The 17,915-nt window shown below is 64.1% G+C and carries 18 protein-coding genes; 3 read left to right on the forward strand and 15 right to left on the reverse strand.

The window, feature by feature from the left end; genetic code table 11:
* Positions 1-12: 12 nt before the first annotated feature.
* On the forward strand, positions 13-1,005 hold the full coding sequence (locus PZ895_RS03285; RefSeq protein WP_275837615.1) for a class I SAM-dependent methyltransferase: 993 nt from the start codon (positions 13-15) through the stop codon (positions 1,003-1,005).
* Here the strand turns inward: PZ895_RS03285 and PZ895_RS03290 are convergent, their stop codons facing one another.
* From PZ895_RS03290 to fabA, 4 genes are all read right to left on the reverse strand, one after another.
* The gene (locus PZ895_RS03290; protein WP_275837616.1) at positions 1,006-2,529 is read right to left on the reverse strand and encodes a bifunctional diguanylate cyclase/phosphodiesterase; all 1,524 of its coding nucleotides are present in this window, start codon (positions 2,527-2,529) and stop codon (positions 1,006-1,008) included. It lies immediately after the preceding gene.
* A gap of 71 nt (positions 2,530-2,600) precedes the next feature.
* Entirely contained in the window at positions 2,601-3,422 is an 822-nt protein-coding gene (gene fabI, locus PZ895_RS03295; RefSeq protein WP_275837617.1) for an enoyl-ACP reductase FabI, read from the reverse strand.
* Positions 3,423-3,426: 4 nt separating this feature from the next.
* Complete coding sequence (gene fabB / locus PZ895_RS03300; protein ID WP_275837619.1) at positions 3,427-4,647, reverse strand: beta-ketoacyl-ACP synthase I; 1,221 nt, start codon at positions 4,645-4,647, stop codon at positions 3,427-3,429.
* Between the two features lie 55 nt (positions 4,648-4,702).
* The gene (gene fabA, locus PZ895_RS03305; RefSeq protein ID WP_275837620.1) at positions 4,703-5,218 is read right to left on the reverse strand and encodes a 3-hydroxyacyl-[acyl-carrier-protein] dehydratase FabA; all 516 of its coding nucleotides are present in this window, start codon (positions 5,216-5,218) and stop codon (positions 4,703-4,705) included.
* 220 nt (positions 5,219-5,438) lie between these two features.
* Between fabA and irrA the strand changes: the two genes are divergently transcribed.
* A complete protein-coding gene (gene irrA / locus PZ895_RS03310) occupies positions 5,439-5,867 on the forward strand; it encodes an iron response transcriptional regulator IrrA (RefSeq protein ID WP_275837622.1) in 429 nt (142 codons plus the stop codon).
* Positions 5,868-5,882: 15 nt separating this feature from the next.
* On the opposite strand, the gene PZ895_RS03315 is transcribed toward irrA, so the two are convergent.
* Positions 5,883-6,458, reverse strand: coding sequence for an SH3 domain-containing protein (locus tag PZ895_RS03315; protein ID WP_275837623.1), 576 nt, complete (start codon positions 6,456-6,458; stop codon positions 5,883-5,885).
* 152 nt (positions 6,459-6,610) lie between these two features.
* Here PZ895_RS03315 and PZ895_RS03320 point away from each other — a divergent pair, with 152 nt between their 5' ends.
* Positions 6,611-7,612: a D-glycerate dehydrogenase gene (locus tag PZ895_RS03320; RefSeq protein WP_275837624.1), complete on the forward strand. Its 1,002-nt coding sequence runs from the start codon at positions 6,611-6,613 to the stop codon at positions 7,610-7,612.
* 50 nt (positions 7,613-7,662) lie between these two features.
* On the opposite strand, the gene moeB is transcribed toward PZ895_RS03320, so the two are convergent.
* The 10 genes from moeB to PZ895_RS03370 all read right to left on the reverse strand — a co-directional run bounded on the left by moeB (position 7,663) and on the right by PZ895_RS03370 (position 17,817).
* Entirely contained in the window at positions 7,663-8,427 is a 765-nt protein-coding gene (moeB, locus tag PZ895_RS03325) for a molybdopterin-synthase adenylyltransferase MoeB (protein ID WP_275837626.1), read from the reverse strand.
* A gap of 31 nt (positions 8,428-8,458) precedes the next feature.
* Complete coding sequence (gene recF / locus PZ895_RS03330) at positions 8,459-9,598, reverse strand: DNA replication/repair protein RecF (RefSeq protein WP_275837627.1); 1,140 nt, start codon at positions 9,596-9,598, stop codon at positions 8,459-8,461.
* Between the two features lie 16 nt (positions 9,599-9,614).
* On the reverse strand, positions 9,615-10,733 hold the full coding sequence (gene dnaN / locus PZ895_RS03335) for a DNA polymerase III subunit beta (protein ID WP_275837628.1): 1,119 nt from the start codon (positions 10,731-10,733) through the stop codon (positions 9,615-9,617).
* A gap of 168 nt (positions 10,734-10,901) precedes the next feature.
* Entirely contained in the window at positions 10,902-12,374 is a 1,473-nt protein-coding gene (dnaA, locus tag PZ895_RS03340) for a chromosomal replication initiator protein DnaA (RefSeq protein ID WP_275837936.1), read from the reverse strand.
* Between the two features lie 871 nt (positions 12,375-13,245).
* Positions 13,246-13,512, reverse strand: coding sequence for a 30S ribosomal protein S20 (gene rpsT / locus PZ895_RS03345; RefSeq protein WP_275837629.1), 267 nt, complete (start codon positions 13,510-13,512; stop codon positions 13,246-13,248).
* A 143-nt stretch (positions 13,513-13,655) separates the two neighbouring features.
* Complete coding sequence (locus tag PZ895_RS03350) at positions 13,656-14,429, reverse strand: enoyl-CoA hydratase (RefSeq protein WP_275837630.1); 774 nt, start codon at positions 14,427-14,429, stop codon at positions 13,656-13,658.
* 46 nt (positions 14,430-14,475) lie between these two features.
* Positions 14,476-15,348 (reverse strand): bifunctional DNA-formamidopyrimidine glycosylase/DNA-(apurinic or apyrimidinic site) lyase, encoded by an 873-nt coding sequence (gene mutM, locus PZ895_RS03355; protein WP_275837631.1) that lies wholly within the window; start codon positions 15,346-15,348, stop codon positions 14,476-14,478.
* Positions 15,341-16,570, reverse strand: coding sequence for a phosphopentomutase (locus PZ895_RS03360; RefSeq protein ID WP_275837632.1), 1,230 nt, complete (start codon positions 16,568-16,570; stop codon positions 15,341-15,343). The genes mutM and PZ895_RS03360 overlap by 8 nt, the downstream gene beginning before the upstream one ends.
* Before the next feature lie 73 nt (positions 16,571-16,643).
* A complete protein-coding gene (locus PZ895_RS03365) occupies positions 16,644-17,243 on the reverse strand; it encodes a TadE/TadG family type IV pilus assembly protein (protein WP_275837633.1) in 600 nt (199 codons plus the stop codon).
* 10 nt (positions 17,244-17,253) lie between these two features.
* On the reverse strand, positions 17,254-17,817 hold the full coding sequence (locus PZ895_RS03370; protein ID WP_275837634.1) for a TadE/TadG family type IV pilus assembly protein: 564 nt from the start codon (positions 17,815-17,817) through the stop codon (positions 17,254-17,256).
* Between the last annotated feature and the right edge of the window lie 98 nt (positions 17,818-17,915).

Consider the following 17,915-nt stretch of genomic DNA (forward strand, 5'->3'; position numbering starts at 1 on the left):
TGTGAGGCTGCCGTGACCGACGCGACGAAGACGCTGCTGCATCCGTTCGAGACCGGGATGCTCGACCTGCCCGAGGGCGGGCGCGTCCTCGCGCTCAACGCCACGGAACCGCTGGCGCGTGGGCTGAAGACCTCGAACGTCGATGCGGTGCAGGATTTCCGGCCCGAATTCCTCAAGCTGGAGCGTGCCGGTTGCCGCGTGACGCCGGACGTTGACGGCAAGGACTACGCGCTGGCGCTGGTCCTGTGCGGCCGCCACCGGCAGATGAACGAGCACTACGTGCTCGAGGCCAATGCGCGCGTGGCGCCGGGTGGCCTCGTGGTCGTCGCCGGCCTCAAGACCGATGGCGCCGACAGCCTGCGCAAGCGGCTGAAGGATCGCTTCGAGGTCGAGGGGCAGGCGGCCAAGCACCACGGCAACGTCTTCTGGTTCCGCGCCGATGGTGCACCGGCCGATACGCTGGAGACCGTGGTCGTCGACGGCCGCTTCGAGACGCGGCCCGGCATGTTCTCCCACGATCAGATCGATCCGGGCTCAGCACTTCTGGCGGAACACCTGCCGAAGGACCTTCATGGCGCGGTCGCCGATCTCGGCGCCGGATGGGGGTATCTCTCGGTCGAGATCGCCGCGCGCTGCCCGAAGGCGAAGCGGATCGACCTCTACGAAGCGAGCCATGCGGCCGCACAAGCGGCGGAGGCGAACATGAAGCGTCTCGCCGGCGCGACCGCCAGCACCACGCGCTGGCTGGACGTTACCAGCGAAGACCCGCGCGAACGCTACGACGCGGTGGTGATGAACCCGCCCTTCCACACCGGGCGCAGCGGCGATCCGGATGTCGGTAAGGCGATGATCGCGGGCGCGTGGCGGCTATTGAAGCCCGGCGGGCGGCTGCTTCTCGTCGCCAATGTCCACCTGCCTTATGAGGCGGAGCTCGCGGAGAAGTTCTCGGCCAGCGGCCTCAGCGCGCGGGAATCCGGCTTCAAAATCTTGTGGGCGCGGAAGTAATCAGCCGACGGCGCGCAGGAGCGGCTTTTCGTCGGCGGTCTCAACGGGCAGCGGCGCGGGGTGGCCGTAGAAATAGCCCTGCACGATATGGCACCCGGCCGCGCGCAGCAGCGTAGCCTGATGCTCCGTCTCGACGCCTTCGGCGATGGTGTGGACGCCAAGCGCCCGCGACAGGCCGACAATGGTCGAGACGACCGCGCCGGTGCTCGCGTCGGTCTCCAGCCGCTGGATGAAGGACTGGTCGATTTTGAGCTTGTGGAACGAGAAATCGATCAGGTAGCTCAGATTGGAGTAGCCCGTCCCGAAATCGTCGACGGCGACGGTCAGCCCCATGGCGGTCAGGTCCTTGAGGATCGCAGCTGCCCGCTCGCGGTCCTGCATCATCGCGGTTTCGGTGATTTCGAGTTCGAGCCGGGAGGGCTCAATGCCCGTTTCGGCGAGGACCGCGGCAACCTGGGCGATGAAGTCGCGCGTCATGAACTGGACGGCCGAAATGTTGACTGCCACGAAGCAGTCCTGTGGAAGGCGGTGCGCATCGAGGCAGGCCTGACGAAGCGCCCAGGCGCCGATCGTGGTGATCATGCCCGTCTCTTCGGCGATCGGGATGAACTCGGCCGGCGGGATCATGCCGCGCGACGGATGGTTCCAGCGCATCAAAGCCTCGTAGCCGACAATGCGTCCGGTCGAAAGGTCGTGCTGCGGTTGGTAGTGCAGGGAAAATTCGCCGCGTTCGAACGCTCCGTTGAGCTCGGCTTCAATCCACTGGCGGTAGTCCGCGACCTCTCCCATTTCCGGGTGGAAAACCGCCCACCCGCCGACACCGGAGGCGCGCGCGTGCTGGAGGGCCAGATTGGACAGGCGCAGGAGGCGCGTTGGCTCGAAACCGTCCTTGGGCAAGGACACGATGCCGATCGACAGATTGATCGATTGCAGATGGGTGGACAGGCGGTAGGGCTTCGTCATCAGGTCGAACAGGCGCTCGACGAAGATGTCGACCCGTTCCGCCCCGCCCTGGTCCTGATAGAGCAGCGCAAACTCGCCGGCTCCGATCCGGCCGATTGCCGTGCCCAACGGCACCACCTGCCGCAGCCGGTCGGCAAAGACGCGAACCAGTTCGTCGCCATTGGAATAGCCGATCGCATCGTTGATCGACTTGAAGCGGTTGATGTCGATGTCGATCAGGAAGACGGGAGAACCGGTCGAACGGGTGCGGTCCGCCGCCTCGCGAATCCTCGCCATCATTGCCTGGCGGCCGGGCAGGGCGGTCAGCTTGTCGTGCTGGGTCTCATGATAGATATACTGGACGGATTCATCGACGCCGGCGAAGAAGGATGCGGCCGAACTCGCCGCTGCAAAGGCGCAAAGCGCCGCCATGCTGAGGCCGACGATCTCGGCGGGAACGCCCGCGACGCCGCCCATGCCGTAGCGGGTGGCCACCAGACCGATGACGAAGCTTCCGAGCGTACAGGCCGCGATCGTCAGCAGCCGGAAGCCCTTCGTCCGGATCGGATTTCGAGACGTCATGCGCCAATACCCTGTTTCACAGATGTATTACCGCGGACTCCTTAAGATATATTTTGCAACCCTGAACGGATTTACGCGCCTTCACCAACAATCCTGTCGGTCGACTTCAGCTCTTCGAGCTGCGGCATCGAGGTGATGTGGTATCCCGAATCGACATAATGGATTTCGCCGGTCACGCCCGACGACAGGTTCGACAGGAGATAGAGCGCCGAGCCGCCGACCTCGTCGATCGTGACCGTGCGGCGGAGCGGGGAGTTGCGACTCTGGAAGGAGAACATCAGCCGCGCGTCCGAAATACCCGCGCCGGCCAGCGTGCGCACCGGCCCGGCCGAGATCGCGTTGACGCGGATGTCGCGCGGGCCGTAATCGTCCGCCAGATAGCGCACCGAGGCTTCCAGCGCGGCCTTGGCGACGCCCATGACGTTGTAGTTGGGCATGACGCGCACCGAGCCGGCATAGGTGAGCGTCAGCATCGACCCGCCTGGGTTCATCATCTCGGCCGCCTTGCGGGCGATTTCCGTGAAGGAGTAGCACGAGATGACCATCGTGCGGGTGAAGTTGTCCTTCGTCGTGTTGGCGTAAAGGCCTTTGAGCTCGTTCTTGTCGGAAAAACCGATGGCGTGGACGACGAAGTCGAGTGAACCCCATTCGTCGCGCAGCGCGTCGAAAACGCTGTCGATCGAAGCGGAATCCTCGACGTCGCAGGGCAGGACGAGTTTCGCGCCGACCTTTTCGGCAAGGGGCTTGACACGCCGTCCGAACGCTTCGCCCTGATAGGTGAAGGCGAGTTCGGCGCCGTGCTCGGCGAGCTGCCTGGCGATGCCCCAGGCGATCGAATGATCGTTCGCGACGCCCATGACGAGGCCGCGCTTGCCTTTCATCAAACCGTCCATCGGATCAGCCCTGGTAGCGCTGGAAGACCAGCGTCGCATTGGTGCCGCCGAAGCCGAACGAATTCGAGAGTGCGATGTCGAACTTGGCGTCGTCGATGCGCTTGCGCACGACCGGCATGTTCTCGAACTCGGGATCGAGATTTTCGATATGCGCGCTCTCGCCGATGAAGCCGGCCTGCATCATCAGGAGCGAGTAGATCGATTCCTGAACGCCGGCCGCGCCGAGCGAGTGGCCCGTGAGCGACTTGGTGGACTGGATGTGGGGGATCTTGTCGCCGAAGACTTCGCGAATCGCCCCCATTTCCTTCGAGTCGCCGACCGGCGTCGAGGTGCCGTGCGTGTTGATGTAGTCGACATCGCCTTTCACGTTGGCGAGCGCCTGGCGCATACAGCGCACCGCGCCTTCGCCGGAGGGAGCGACCATGTCGTGGCCGTCCGACGTCGCGCCATAGCCGACGATCTCGGCATGGATCTTCGCGCCGCGCGCCTTGGCAGTTTCGAGGTCTTCCAGCACGAGTACGCCTGCGCCGCCGGCGATGACGAAGCCGTCGCGGCCCTCGTCATAGGCGCGCGAGGCGACCTGCGGGCGATCGTTGTATTTCGACGACATGGCGCCCATCGCGTCGAAGAGATTCGACATGGTCCAGTCGAGGTCTTCGTGGCCGCCCGCGAAAATGCGGTCCTGCTTGCCGAACTGGATCAGCTCATAGGCATTGCCGATGCAGTGCGCGGAAGTCGAGCAGGCCGACGAGATCGAATAGTTGACGCCGTGGATCTTGAACCAGGTGGCAAGCGTGGCGGAGGCGGTCGACGACATCGCTTTCGGCACGGCGAACGGCCCGATGCGCTTGGGGCTGCCTTTTTCGCGCGTGATGTCGGCAGCCTCGACGATCTGACGGGTGGACGGGCCGCCGGAGCCCATGATGATGCCGGTGCGCTCGTTCGTGATCTCGGCTTCGCCGAGACCCGCATCCGCGATCGCCTGTTCCATCGCGACATGGTTCCACGCCCCGCCCTTGGACAGGAAGCGCATGGCGCGGCGGTCGACCACTTCGGCCGGGTCGAGGTCCGGCTTGCCCCAGACCTGGCACTTGAAGCCGTGCTCGGCAAACTCGTCGGAGAAGGAGATGCCCGAGCGCGCGTCGCGCAGCGAGGCCGTCACCTCGTCGGCATTGCTTCCGATCGAGGACACGATCCCCAAACCCGTGATGACGACGCGTCTCATATGGCGCTCCATTTGATGGCGGGCATCATGATGCCCGGAATTCGGACGGTATGCCTCAGGCGGCTTCCTGCTTCGACAGGCCGACCTTGAGGTCGATCGCCTTGTATATCGGTTCGCCATCGGCCTTTAGCCAGCCATCGGCGATGCCGAGGACGAGGCGGCCGCGCATGACGCGCTTGAAGTCGACGCCGTATTCGACCTTCTTTACCGAAGGCGTCACCATGCCCTTGAACTTCACCTCGCCGGTGGAAAGCGCCATGCCCTTGCCCTCCTCGCCGAGCCAGCCGAGGAAGAAGCCGGTCAACTGCCACATGGCGTCGAGGCCGAGGCAGCCGGGCATGATCGGGTTGCCGGGGAAATGGCACGGGAAGAACCAGAGGTCCGGCTTGACGTCGAGTTCGGCGCGCACGAAGCCCTTGCCGAATTCGCCGCCCGTCTCGCTAATTTCAGTGATGCGATCGAACATCAGCATCGGCGGCGCGGGGAGCTGGGCATTTCCGGGACCGAACAGCCTGCCCTCGGCGCAGGCAAGAAGATCCTCGTAACCATAGCTCGATTTCTGGTCAGCCATATCGCTCCGTCCCGTTGGCGCGGTCGCCCTGCGACCTTTGGAGAAAGTCCCTAGCATAGTCGGTTTGCCCGAGGAAACCGCGCTTCGCGCTTAACGTGCCTGTCTTTGGCGGTCAATGTGCCGCTATTGATCGCGATGGGCTTAGCGAATATATCTTCGCGGTAACGCTGCGTCGGAAATCGGCAGCGCCATGGGTATAAGCGAGTTTATCGGCAAGAGAATGGCCTCAGGCACGGAGACCTTTGCGATCGATGTCGAGACGCGCGTCAGGCGTGCGGGACTTCGTCCGACGCGTCAGCGCGTCGCGCTTGCCGATCTTCTGTTCGCGCAAGGCGACCGGCATCTGTCGGCCGAGGAATTGCACGAGGAAGCCCAGGGCGCCGGCGTCGCCGTGTCTCTGGCGACCGTCTACAACACGCTGCACCAGTTCACCGAGGCAGGTCTGCTGCGCATTCTCGCCGTCGAGGGCGCGCGCACCTATTTCGACACCAACACGTCCGACCACCACCATTTCTTCGTCGAGGGCGAGAATCGGGTGATGGACATCGAGCATGGTCCGGTGACTGTCGGCAACCTGCCTGAGCCGCCCGAAGGCATGGAGATCGCGAATGTCGACATCGTCATTCGCCTGCGTCCCAAGCGGACCTGATCCCGTTTCGGATCTTCAGTTGCTATAGGTTTCGCCCGGATAGGCGCCCCAGACCTGCGCCTGTTCGACCCAGCCGCGATGGCCGGAGAATTCCATCTCGCACCACTCGCCATTGCAAGCCCGTATGGACCCGATGACGCCGGGCTCGAGATAGGCCCGGATCGCCGCGGCGCGGTTGGCCTCGCCATAAAGATTGATCTGCACGTCGTCCTTGCCCTTGTGCCAGGGCGCGACGACCGCGGTGCGGTTGCCCGAAAGCAGCGACTGGTTGATCCAGCCTTCGGCGCCATCTGCATCGCGCACCCGGCGCCAATTGTCGTATTCCTGGATAATCTCCATCGGCAGGCCGGATTTCAGGTACATCCATTCGACCGCGTAATTGGTGCCGGGCCCGACCCTCAGATTGACCCGGTTGGCGCGCAGGCTGACGAAGCGCGGCAAAGGCAGGCCGCTCGGACCGACTTCCTGAGCGCTGGCCGTCGATTGCGGGACGAATCCCGAAAACCCCAAACTGCCCACCGCCAGAAACGCGGCGAGGCCCGCCAGGGCAAGGCGGCGCAGGCGCGGGGAAGAGGGGGTGGGGTCCTGCATGGTCGAAACGAGCCTTTCTGACGTATCTTCGTCAATGGCGCTGCCGGAGCCGGCGGCCGAACGCAGCCATGCGAAAGATGCGGGTGATTCCGGTTTGAACTATCGGCGTTCTTGGTTAAAGAGGTCTCAACGCGTCAGGATTCGAGGAACCCATGGCAGGCCGCAAGAAGCCCCTGGTCGTCATTACCCGCAAGCTCCCGGACCAGGTCGAAACGCGGATGCGCGAACTGTTCGACGCGCGCTTGAACGTCGACGACCGGCCGATGGCGCAACCCGAACTCGTGGCCGCTATGCGCGATGCCGACGTGCTGGTGCCGACGGTGACGGACCGGATCGACGCGGCGCTGATCGAGCAGGCCGGCCCCAATTTGAAGCTGATCGCGAATTACGGCAACGGCGTCGATAATATCGACGTTTCGGCGGCCGCGAGGAAGGGCATCACCGTCACCAATACGCCGAATGTCCTCAACGAGGACACGGCCGACATGACGATGGCCCTGATGCTCGCCGTGCCGCGCCGGCTGGTCGAGGGCGCGGACGTGCTGAGCGAAGACGGCAGATGGCCCGGCTGGTCGCCGACCTGGATGCTGGGGCGGCGCATCTGGGGCAAAAGGCTCGGCATCGTCGGAATGGGGCGTATCGGCTCGGCCGTCGCGCGCCGCGCCAAGGCGTTCGGCCTGTCGATCCACTACCACAACCGCAAGCGCGTCGCGCCGAAGATCGAGGACGAACTTGAGGCGACCTATTGGGAAAGCCTCGATCAGATGCTGGCCCGCATGGACATCATCTCGGTCAACTGCCCGTCGACGCCGGCGACGTTTCATCTCCTCTCGGCCCGCCGGCTGGCGCTGCTCCAGCCTTCGGCCTATGTGGTCAACACGGCGCGCGGCGACATCATCGACGAGGACGCGCTGATCAAGATGCTGCAGGAGGGCAAGCTCGCCGGCGCCGGCCTCGACGTCTTCGAGCACGAGCCGGCGGTCAGCCCGAAGCTGTTGAAACTCGCCGCCAAGGGCCGCGTCGTAATCCTGCCGCATATGGGCTCGGCAACGATCGAAGGCCGCATCGACATGGGCGAGAAAGTGATCATCAACATCCGCACCTATTTCGACGGCCACCGCCCGCCGGACCGGGTGTTGCCGCTTAAGGTCTGACGCGGCGGACCCAAAAGTGGGAACCGGTTTTCGGAGAATCCGATGCGCGGCTAAACTCTAGCCGATTTGTACTTCACCACGTCGAAGCGCGCGCCGAGCGCGTCGTAGAGGAGGAGCCGCCCGACCAGCGGCTCGCCTGCGCCGGTGATGAGCTTGATGACTTCCATTGCCTGCAGCGTGCCGATGACGCCCGTCAGCGCGCCGACGACGCCGGCCTGCGCGCAGGACGGAACGAGGCCGGCCGGCGGCGGCTCGGGGAAAAGATCGCGATAGGAGGGATTCTGCCGCCCGTCCGGCCCGGCCTCGAAGGGCTTCAACACCGTGACCGATCCGTCGAAACGGCCGACCGCCCCCGTGACGAGCGGAATGCCGGCCGCAGCGCAGGCATCGGCAAGCGCATAGCGCGTGTCGAAATTGTCCGAGCCATCCACCGCGACGTCGCAACCGGCGAGGAGGCCGGCGGCGTTCTCGGCCGTGATGCGCAGGGCGTGAATCTCGACAGTCACATTGGGATTGAGCCGGCCGATCGCATCGGCGGCGCTCTCGCCCTTGGCGGTGCCGACAGCGTCGGTCGCGTGAATCACCTGTCGCTGGAGGTTGGAGAGGGAAACGTGGTCGTCATCGACGATGCCCAGCGTTCCGATGCCGGCCGCCGCGAGATATTGCAGGACCGGCGCGCCGAGACCGCCCGCGCCGATGACCAGAACCCGCGCGCGCTTCAGCTTCTGCTGCCCCGGTCCGCCGATCTCGGCCAGCACGATGTGGCGGGCATAGCGTTCGAGTTCGTCGTCGGAAAGGGGAGGGGGCTTGTTCATGTCGCGATGTTAGCCACGCGGCCACCATTTGTCATCGCGGTGAAACGGTGCCGGCCCGCACTTCGAGAAATTGTGCGCGACTGTGGAGGCTGGAAAACAGTTCGGCATCGGTGCCGGTCAGAAATGCCTGGCAGTCGAGATCGGTGAGAATCGAAAAGAGCGCGGCGCGCCGGCCGGGATCGAGATGGGCGGCGATTTCGTCGAGGAGCAGGATTGGCGTGGCGCCGGTCATCTCCGCCACCAGCCGCGCCTGCGACAGAATCATGCCGGTCAAAAGCGCCTTCTGCTCGCCGGTCGAGCAGAGTGCAGCAGGCATCGCCTTCGGCCGGTGCGTCACGGTCAGATCCGACCGGTGCGGACCTTCGAGTGTGCGCCCGGCCGCGCGGTCGCGCGCGCGATTGTCGGCGAGCCGCGCGATAAACGCCGTCTCGATATCGACCGCCGGTGCGGTGCCGACCATGGACTCCAGGACGCCGTCGAGCGCGATGTCGGATTTCGGGAACGGCCCGTCATCGGGCAGCTTCTCGACCATGCCGGCGAGGAGGCCGACGAGTTCCATGCGCGCCGAGGCGATGGCAACGCCCGTTTCGGCCATCTGCGTCTCGATCGCCTCGAACCAGCCATCGTCGCGGCTGCCCTCGGCAAGGAGCCGGTTGCGCCCGCGCATCGCCTTCTCATAGTCGAGCGCGCGGCGGCCATGCTGCGGGTCGATGGCGAGCACCAGCCGGTCGAGGAAGCGGCGGCGATCGCCGGCCGGGCCGTTGAAGAGAGCATCCATCGACGGCACGAGCCAGATGATCCGCAGCCATTCGAGCAGGTCGTCGGCGGATTTCGCCGGCACGCCATTGATGCGGACCCGGCGGGCAGGCTCGACCATGCCCGGCTGGTCGGAAAGCGTTCCGGTGCCGATCGACGCCTCGCCGAACGGCCCGTCGATCTTCGCATTGATCGCGAAGCCGGTGGAAGCGGCTGCTGCGGCAATTTCCTCATGCGCAGCGCGGCGCAGGCCACGGCCGGGCGTGAGGAAGGAAATGGCTTCGAGCAGATTTGTCTTGCCGGCGCCATTGTTGCCGGTCAGCACCACGGGACCGCGCTCGAGCGACAGCGACAACTGGCCGTAATTCCGGAAGTTCGTAAGTGTCAACTTACGGATTGCGGTCTGTTCGGCCAAGTTCCAGATCCGGCGGTCAGACGCGCATCGGCATCAGGACGTAGAGCGTGTCGGCGTCCGAGCCGTCCTGGATGAGTGTCGGCGAACCCGCATCGGCGAGCATGAACTGCGCCTCGCCGCCCGACAACTGCGCGGCGACGTCGAGCAGATATTTGGCATTGAAGCCGATCTCGATCGGGTCGGACGCATAGTCGGCGGCGACCTCTTCGGTCGCGCTGCCGGAGTCGGGATTGTTGACGGCCAGCGTCACCATGCCGTCGCCGATGGACAGCTTCACCGCGCGGCCGCGCTCCGAGGAGACGGTCGAGACGCGGTCGACGGCCTGCGCGAAGCTTTGGCGGTCGATCAGGAGCTTCTTGTCGTTGCCGGTCGGGATGACGCGTTGATAGTCCGGGAAGGTACCGTCGATCAGCTTGGACGTCAGCACGACCGAGCCAATGGTGAAGCGGATCTTGGTATCAGACAACTCGATCGAGACTTCCAGGTCGGGTTGGTCGACGAGTTTTTGCAGTTCCGACACCGTCTTGCGCGGAATGATGATGCCCGGCATTCCTTCACAGCCGGAAGGCGCTTCCGTCTCGGCGCGCGCCAGGCGATGCCCGTCCGTCGCGACCGAACGCAGGCGCAGGCGCCCATCGGATTCGATGGCGTGGAGATAGATGCCGTTGAGATAATAGCGCGTTTCCTCGGTCGAGATCGCGAACTGGGTCTTGTCGATCAGGCGCTTCAACGCTTCTGCCGGCATCTGGAAGCGATGGGTGAAGGAGCCGGCGGTGAGTTCGGGGAAGTCCGATTGCGGCAGGCACTGAAGCCGGAAGGACGAGCGGCCGGAGACGACCGACATCGCATTGCCGCCTTCGTCGAGCTTGAGCATCACTTCCGAGCCGTCCGACAGTTTTCGAACGATGTCGTAGAGGAGATGGGCGGGAACCGTGGTCGCCCCTGCCTGCTCGGCACTTGCCGGCGTCGCCTCGGTCACTTCGAGGTCGAGATCGGTCGCCTTGAGCGACAGGTGGTCGCCGTCGGCGCTGAGCAGCACGTTCGACAGGATCGGTATCGTGTTGCGCCGCTCGACCACACGGTGAACATGGTTGAGCGACTTGAGGAGGTTCGACCGTTCGAGGATGACGCGCATGACCGATTATACTCGCGAAGGACTTGATGGCAGGGTTTCTGGCGGCCGGAACGGCGCCGGAAACGGGTGGGCAGACTGACAGGAAATCCGGCGAAAACGCAAGTCCGGGCCGCAAGGAGCGACCCGGAAGCATGTCAAAGGCGTGGATAGACCCTGCCTCGGGGTCGATCACGCCTGATCGGAAATCAGGCGCTTCAGGAGTTCCAGCTCCTGCGCCATCTTGGTGTCGCCATCGGTAAGCCCCTCGATCTTGCGGACGGCATGAAGGACCGTCGTGTGATCGCGGCCGCCAAAACGCCTGCCGATCTCTGGCAGCGAGCGCGGCGTCATGATCTTGGCGAGATACATCGCGATCTGACGCGGCTTGACGATGGTACGCGTGCGCCGGTTGGACAAAAGCTCGGTCTTCGAGACATTGTAATGCCGCGCCACGATGCGCTGGATGTCCTCGATGCGCACGCGCTTGGGCTCGCCGGTGCGGTACATGTGGCCCAGCAGTTCGTCGATCCGGTCGACCGACAATTGCGGCTCGAAGGACTGGCGGAAGAGAAGCTGGTTGAAAGCGCCCTCGAGTTCGCGGCCCGAGCCGGTCACCGTCTGGGCTACATGTTCGAGAATGCCGTCGGCGATCGCGATGGACGGATCTTCCGCAGTCGCGGCTGCAAGGCGTTGCTGGAGCATGGAAAGCCGCATCGAAAAGTCCGGCGTCGCCATTTCGAGCGCGACGCCGCCATTCAGGCGCGAGCGCACGCGCGGCTCGAGCGATTCCAGTTCCGATGGCGGGCGGTCCGCCGCCACCACGACCTGGCGGGCGCTGTCGAGCAGCGTGTTGATGAGATGGCAGAATTCGTGCTGGATCGACTTGCCCTGCAAGAACTGCATGTCGTCGATGATGAGCAGGTCGATGTCGCGCAACTGCTCCTTGAAGGTCAGCGCATTGTTGTCGCGGATCGCGGTGGCGAAGCGCCACATGAAATATTCGGCCGTGAGGTAGACGACACGCGACTGCGGACGGCGCTGAAGCGCCTCTGCCGCGATGGCCTGGAGCAGATGCGTCTTGCCGAGGCCGACCGAGGCGTGAAGGAAAAGCGGGTTGAAACGCACCGCGTTCGACGCGCTTTCGGCGACGGCGCGGGCGGCGGCGAAGGCCACCCGGTTCGAGGGTCCATCGACGAAGGACGCAAAGGTGTATCGGCTGTCGAGCGGCGAACCGAGCACGGATTGACGCTGCACGAAGGGTTCGCTTGCGCTCGAACGCGGAAGGTGGCCCGGCGCAATGCCGGCGCGGACGGGCAACTGCGTGACGGTGGCGCCGGGAAGCGTGCGCGGCTTGTCGGGCTGGATCTCTTCATCCTCGACGACCTTGATCGGGCGGGTGGCGCTGCGCACCACGATCTCGACCTTGAGAATGGAGGGATCGGACTGTTTCCACAATTCGCCGATCAGGTCGCGATAATGGCCGTTGATCCACTGGCGCAGGAAGGCTGTCGGCACCGACAGCCTGACGATGCCGCGCGAGGCTTCGGCAACCTGCATCCGGCCGAACCAACTCGAATACACATCGTTGCCCAGGCGCGCCTTCAGTTGCGCAGTCACGCGTTCGAATGTCGCTCCGGCCCCCGCCGCGCTGTCGCCGTCCATCTGTTGTTGTCCCTCGACCTTGATCTTCGAAAAGGAGGTGCTTGCCCGCTCACCCGCTTCGACGCCGCTTTGCATGTTAAGTGTCCCTGTTGTGCGAGCGGCATGGCGCATCTCCTCGACGATGATCCACCTGCCGCTTCCTCGTTGATTTCCGCTCGCTCCCGGTCGCTGCCGGGATCATCGATCCTCTTGCTTGCGCGGTCTGGTGGCAACCGCCCGCTTTTGAGCCCCCTGGGCAATACAATGCCGTCCGGCCAAAAAAGCCAGCGCGGCAGGCCGTCGGATACGACGGCAATTCGATTTGCAATGTGCTGAAAGTGAGCCAGCCGATAGCGTGCGTGGAATCGCTTCCACGTTGCCCGACATGCCGGATTTGGCTTAAATCCGCAGGTTTTCCCTGCCCCTCTCAACGGAAGCGACCTTACAAAAGGCGGTGGCGAGCAGGCAAGACCGGCGTAACGGATTCTTCATCTCTGCATCCCGATCGAGCCCTTCTTGCAACGCTCAGAATTGCTCGTCGGCGCATAAACCGTTTTGATTCAAAACCTTTTCGCCGGCCCGTCGATTTGATTGTGGGTTGCAAAAAAAAAATCCAAACGCAGCTTGACTCGCTGGCAGCTTCGCGGGGTGGGGACCTCATTTGAGGCGCTTCAAAATACCCCGGCTAAGCTATTGATTATACGACAAAAAAATTGCCGGCGCGAAGCTGGACCGTAACCTTGGGGAACGTCAGGGGCGACCAAGGATTCGTTCGTCGGCAAGTCGTTGCAATCGATGACATTTTGCCCTTCCCAAAGGGCAGGGAGGATGGTGAGTGGATACAAAAAACCCGGCACGAGGCCGGGTTTTTCGAAGTCGGATCACTGCCGGTTCAGGCCCCGAGAGCCTTTACGCGATTGGCAAGACGCGAGACCTTGCGCGAGGCGGTGTTCTTGTGGAAGACCCCCTTGGAAGCGGCGCGCATCAATTCCGGCTGGGCGGCACGGAAGGCTTCCTGTGCGGCGGTCTTGTCACCGGACAGGATCGCTTCCTCGACCTTGCGCAGGAAGGTGCGAACACGCGAGCGGCGGTTCTTGTTGACAGCCGTGCGGGCAGCGATCTTGCGCGTTGCCTTTTTGGCCGAAGACGTATTGGCCATCGAATGCCTCTCTTCAGTTCTTTTGCGTGGACGCGCCGAACGAGCTGGAGCCGGGCGCAAAAACAATTGGGGCAGCCCGCAAGCTGCCTCAGTCGTGGGGGCTTATAGTCGAACTTGCCCCCTTGCGTCAACGCCCATCCCGCCTAGCGATTGCGGAAATTCGCGGAACGTTTCTCGGAGAACGCGGCCATGCCTTCCTTCTGGTCGTCGAGCGAGAACATCGCATGGAAAACGCGCCGTTCGAATCGTAGCCCTTCGCCCAGAAATGTCTCGTAGGACCGGTTGACCGCTTCCTTGGTCATCATCACGGCGGGTAGCGAGAACTCGGCGATCTTCGAGGCTGCCCTGATCGCTTCCTCGACCAGTTCGCCGGCGGGAACGACGCGCGAGACCAGACCGGACCGCTCGGCCTCGGCCGCGTCCATCATGCGACCGGTCAGGCACATGTCCATGGCCTTCGACTTGCCGACGAAGCGGGTCAGGCGCTGCGAGCCGCCCATGCCCGGCATCACGCCGAGCGTGATCTCAGGCTGGCCGAACTTCGCGTTGTCTGCGGCGATGATGAAGTCGCACATCATGGCGAGTTCGCAGCCGCCGCCCAGCGCATAGCCGGAAACGGCGGCGATGACCGGCTTGCGCACGCGCGTGAACGCATCCCAGCCGGAGAAGAAGTCCTGCATATACATGTCGATATAGGACTTCGAATGCATTTCCTTGATGTCGGCGCCGGCGGCGAACGCCTTTTCCGAGCCGGTGAGCACGATCGCGCCGATCTTGGGATTGGCCTCGAACGCCTCGGCGGCGGCGACCACGTCCTTGAGCACGTCGGAATTGAGCGCGTTGAGCGCCTTGGGGCGATTCAGCGTGATGAGGCCGACGCGGCCCCGGGTTTCGACCAGGATAGTTTCGTAGGCCAAGTTGTTCCTCCTTCGATGCCGGCGTGATTGTCGGCCAGAGGCATAGCTAACGCTGGCAGGCGGAGCAATAGAAGGTGGAGCGCCCCGACTGCACAATCCTTTTGACGGTGCCCGCGCAGCCCGCGCGCCGACAGGGTTCGCCCTCGCGGTCATAGACGTTGAAGGAGTGCTGGAAATAGCCGAGCGAGCCGTCCGTCAACTGATGGTCGCGCAGGCTCGACCCGCCGGCCGCGATCGCGTCAGCGATGACGGCGCGAATGGCATCGGCCAGGCGCGCGGCCCGTTGGCCGGAGACGCTTCCGGCCAGTCTTTTCGGCGACAGGCCGGCCCGCCAGAGGGCTTCGCAGGCATAGATGTTGCCGAGGCCGGCGATCAGCTTCTGGTCGAGAAGGGCGGCCTTGAGCGGCGAGCGGCGGCCGGCAAGAAGCGCGGCCAGCACCGCGCCGTCGAGCGCGTTCCCGGTGGGTTCGATGCCGAGCGAGGCGAGGAACGGATGGCTTTCAAGATCGCGCGCCTGCGAGAAGACCATGAAGCCGAAACGCCGCGGGTCGTTATAGATGATGCGATGCGCTGCGCCGCCGCGCTCCAGATGGAAAACGACATGGTCGTGCGCGGCGATCTTGGAGCGTTCGTGGTGAAAGTCGCCGGGGATGCCTTCGCTCGTGCCGTCATGGATGCGGAACGAGCCCGACATGCCCAGATGCGCGATCAGCACCGGGTCGCGGTCGAGATGGATGACGAGAAACTTCGCCCGCCGGCCGACCGAGACGATGCGCCGGCCTTGAAGTCTCGATGCGAAGTCTTCCGGGAAGGGAAAGCGCAGGTCCGGCCGGCGCTGTTCGACGGCGACGATGGTCGCACCTTCCATGATCGGGGCGAGTCCTCTCCGGACGGTCTCGACCTCGGGCAGTTCAGGCATCGGCGGCGATCGAGGCGTAGAAGGATCGCCCATGCGGACCGGGCGCGAGACGCAGATGTTCCGCGATCGTCTCGCCGATATCGGCGAAGCTCCGGCGAACGCCGACCGAGCCCGGCTTGAGACCCGGACCGGCACCGACGATGGGAACCTGTTCGCGCGTATGGTCCGTGCCGCGGAAGGTCGGGTCGCAGCCATGATCGGCGGTCAGGATCAGGAGGTCGCCAGGCTGAAGCCGGTCGAGTGCTTCGGGCAGGCGGCGATCGAAGGCTTCGAGCGCGGCCGCATAGCCGGCGACGTCGCGCTGATGGCCGAACAGCGTGTCGAAATCGACGAAATTGGCGAAGACGAGGTCGCCGTCCGTCGCCTCTCCCATCGCTTCGACCGCGCGGTCGAACATCGCCATGTTGTCCGGCGCCTTGCGCAGATGGGAGACGCCCCGATGGGCGAAGATGTCGCCGATCTTGCCCACCGCGAGCGAACGCCCGCCACCCGCGATCACGCGGTCCATCAATGTGGGCTCGGGCGGGGGCACGGCATAATCGCGCCGGTTGGCCGTGCGCTGGAACGTTTCGGCGGTGTCGCCGATGAAGGGACGGGCGATGACGCGGCCGATATTGAGCGGATCGACCAGACGCCGCACGGTCCGGCAGAGCGCATGGAGACGGTCCATTCCAAAATGCGTTTCATGCGCGGCGATCTGGAGCACGCTGTCGGCCGAGCTGTAGCAGATCGGCTTGCCCGTGCGCACATGCTCCTCGCCATGTCGTGCGATGATCTCGGTGCCGGATGCGTGACAATTGCCCAGAATGCCGGGAACGTCGCCCTCTGCGATGATCGCGGCGACCAGTTCGTTCGGAAAGGCCGGGTTTTCGTCGGGAAAATAACCCCAGTCGAAGGTGACGGGCACGCCAGCCATCTCCCAGTGGCCGGACGGCGTGTCCTTGCCGCTCGAAATCTCCTGGGCCGAGCCGAAGAAGCCCGAAATGCCATCGGCGGAAATCTTTCGTCCGGCGGCAAGGTCCGCGGCATGGAAGAGCCCAAGCCGCGCCAGATTGGGAAGGTGGAGCGGCCCTTCGCGCAGACCCGGCCTGTCGGCTTTCCCGCGCGCGCATTGCTCGGCGATATGGCCGAGCGTGTCGGAGCCGGCATCGCCGAAAAGTTCGGCATCCGGGGCATGGCCGATGCCGAAGGAATCGAGCACGAAGAGGAAGGCGCGGCGCATCTGTCGTTCCATCTGTCGGACGGGTTTCGCGACAGATAGGCCGTTGTCGCGGGGGTTGCAAATGGCCGGAAGATCAGCAGCCGATGCAGTTTACCCGGTCCGACATGCGCGGCCGCAGATAATATTGTTCGCTCATGTTCAGCGTGCTGAATGCCGAGGCCAGTCCGAGAGCGGTCTTCTGTTCGGCCGTCCAGGCGATCACCGGCTTGTAGCCAAGCTGGGTCGTGACGCGCACCAGACGCGTGCCGGCCACGCGCAATTGTTCGGGAACCAGCGTTTCGGTGTTCTTCGGCACGGCCTGGGATTTGTTGACGCCTTCGAGCTTGCGCGACCATTCGACGAAAGCCTTGGGATTGGCCTTGCCCTCTTCGATCTGGATATGTTCGACGATGATCGTCGGCCGCGAACGACCATAAGGCTGGATGATCGCGGACCCGATATCGAGAATGCGGTCGACTTCCTCGCGCGGAACGTCGCGCTGCTGGGCTACGAGATCGCCGACCATCGAGGCGATGCGCCCGACCTTCTTGTTGGTCTCGATCGCCTGCGAGACCTCCATGGTCATGAAATAGAGGACCAGCAGGATCGGTGCGATGAACGCGAATTCGATCGCGGCGGCGCCGCGGCGGTCGGTCCCGAAACCTCTGGCGAAGTTGCCCATGGCCTTGATCATCGGCTCCGCCTCACTCCGCATAAGGCTCGTTCTGCCACGTCACCGAAGCGAAGTGGAGAACCTTGCCGCCATTGATGGTGGACATGGACAGGCGCATCATGTCGGTAATGATCGGCCAGCGGTAATAGACGCGCAGCACGTTCTTCGAGCCGGCGCCGCCGGAGACCGCATCGAAACCGGTATCGTCGAGGTCGCCATTGCTGTAGGGTGTGCGCAAGGCGGCCGCCTGGGCGAAGGAACTGAATGTTTGCAGATCGACCGCCAGACCGGGGCATCCCGAAGAGACGAGGATTTCCATGCGTTCGCAGATCCGGTCGCGCACTTCGTCGTGGCTGAGCTGGTCGGCCCGCAACTGGCCGGTGCGATAGAGCCGGGCGACGTCGTCGGTCGCGTTGGTCATCACCTGCTGGGCCGCAAAGGAGATGCAGCTTTCGAGGATGGCGAAGACCAGCAGCGCGAAGGGGATGACGAGGATCGAGAACTCGACTGCGGTGCTGCCGTCGCGCCGACGGGCGAATGCCCGCAGGAGCGCCTTGCAGCCTGCTCGCGTCTTGCCGGAAGCATGTGTGGTCATTCGTCAGGATCCCGCCTGTTCAACTCCGCGAACGACGCTATCGCACGCGTGTTGAATTGAGGTTGTGGCGGTCGCTAGGATGCGATGAAAACAATTAA

This window comes from Mesorhizobium sp. YIM 152430 (assembly GCF_029210365.1).
Taxonomy (GTDB): Bacteria; Pseudomonadota; Alphaproteobacteria; order Rhizobiales; family Rhizobiaceae; genus Aliihoeflea.

What these genes read in the sequence shown, in the direction of transcription:
- PZ895_RS03290 (WP_275837616.1), bottom strand. Translation starts at nt 2,529, where the DNA reads ATGACGTCTCGAAATCCGATCCGGACGAAGGGCTTCCGGCTGCTGACG.
- fabI (WP_275837617.1), bottom strand. Translation starts at nt 3,422, where the DNA reads ATGGACGGTTTGATGAAAGGCAAGCGCGGCCTCGTCATGGGCGTCGCG.
- fabB (WP_275837619.1), bottom strand. Translation starts at nt 4,647, where the DNA reads ATGAGACGCGTCGTCATCACGGGTTTGGGGATCGTGTCCTCGATCGGA.
- fabA (WP_275837620.1), bottom strand. Translation starts at nt 5,218, where the DNA reads ATGGCTGACCAGAAATCGAGCTATGGTTACGAGGATCTTCTTGCCTGC.
- irrA (WP_275837622.1), top strand. Translation starts at nt 5,439, where the DNA reads ATGGCCTCAGGCACGGAGACCTTTGCGATCGATGTCGAGACGCGCGTC.
- PZ895_RS03315 (WP_275837623.1), bottom strand. Translation starts at nt 6,458, where the DNA reads ATGCAGGACCCCACCCCCTCTTCCCCGCGCCTGCGCCGCCTTGCCCTG.
- PZ895_RS03320 (WP_275837624.1), top strand. Translation starts at nt 6,611, where the DNA reads ATGGCAGGCCGCAAGAAGCCCCTGGTCGTCATTACCCGCAAGCTCCCG.
- moeB (WP_275837626.1), bottom strand. Translation starts at nt 8,427, where the DNA reads ATGAACAAGCCCCCTCCCCTTTCCGACGACGAACTCGAACGCTATGCC.
- dnaN (WP_275837628.1), bottom strand. Translation starts at nt 10,733, where the DNA reads ATGCGCGTCATCCTCGAACGGTCGAACCTCCTCAAGTCGCTCAACCAT.
- dnaA (WP_275837936.1), bottom strand. Translation starts at nt 12,374, where the DNA reads ATGGACGGCGACAGCGCGGCGGGGGCCGGAGCGACATTCGAACGCGTG.
- rpsT (WP_275837629.1), bottom strand. Translation starts at nt 13,512, where the DNA reads ATGGCCAATACGTCTTCGGCCAAAAAGGCAACGCGCAAGATCGCTGCC.
- mutM (WP_275837631.1), bottom strand. Translation starts at nt 15,348, where the DNA reads ATGCCTGAACTGCCCGAGGTCGAGACCGTCCGGAGAGGACTCGCCCCG.
- PZ895_RS03360 (WP_275837632.1), bottom strand. Translation starts at nt 16,570, where the DNA reads ATGCGCCGCGCCTTCCTCTTCGTGCTCGATTCCTTCGGCATCGGCCAT.
- PZ895_RS03365 (WP_275837633.1), bottom strand. Translation starts at nt 17,243, where the DNA reads ATGATCAAGGCCATGGGCAACTTCGCCAGAGGTTTCGGGACCGACCGC.
- PZ895_RS03370 (WP_275837634.1), bottom strand. Translation starts at nt 17,817, where the DNA reads ATGACCACACATGCTTCCGGCAAGACGCGAGCAGGCTGCAAGGCGCTC.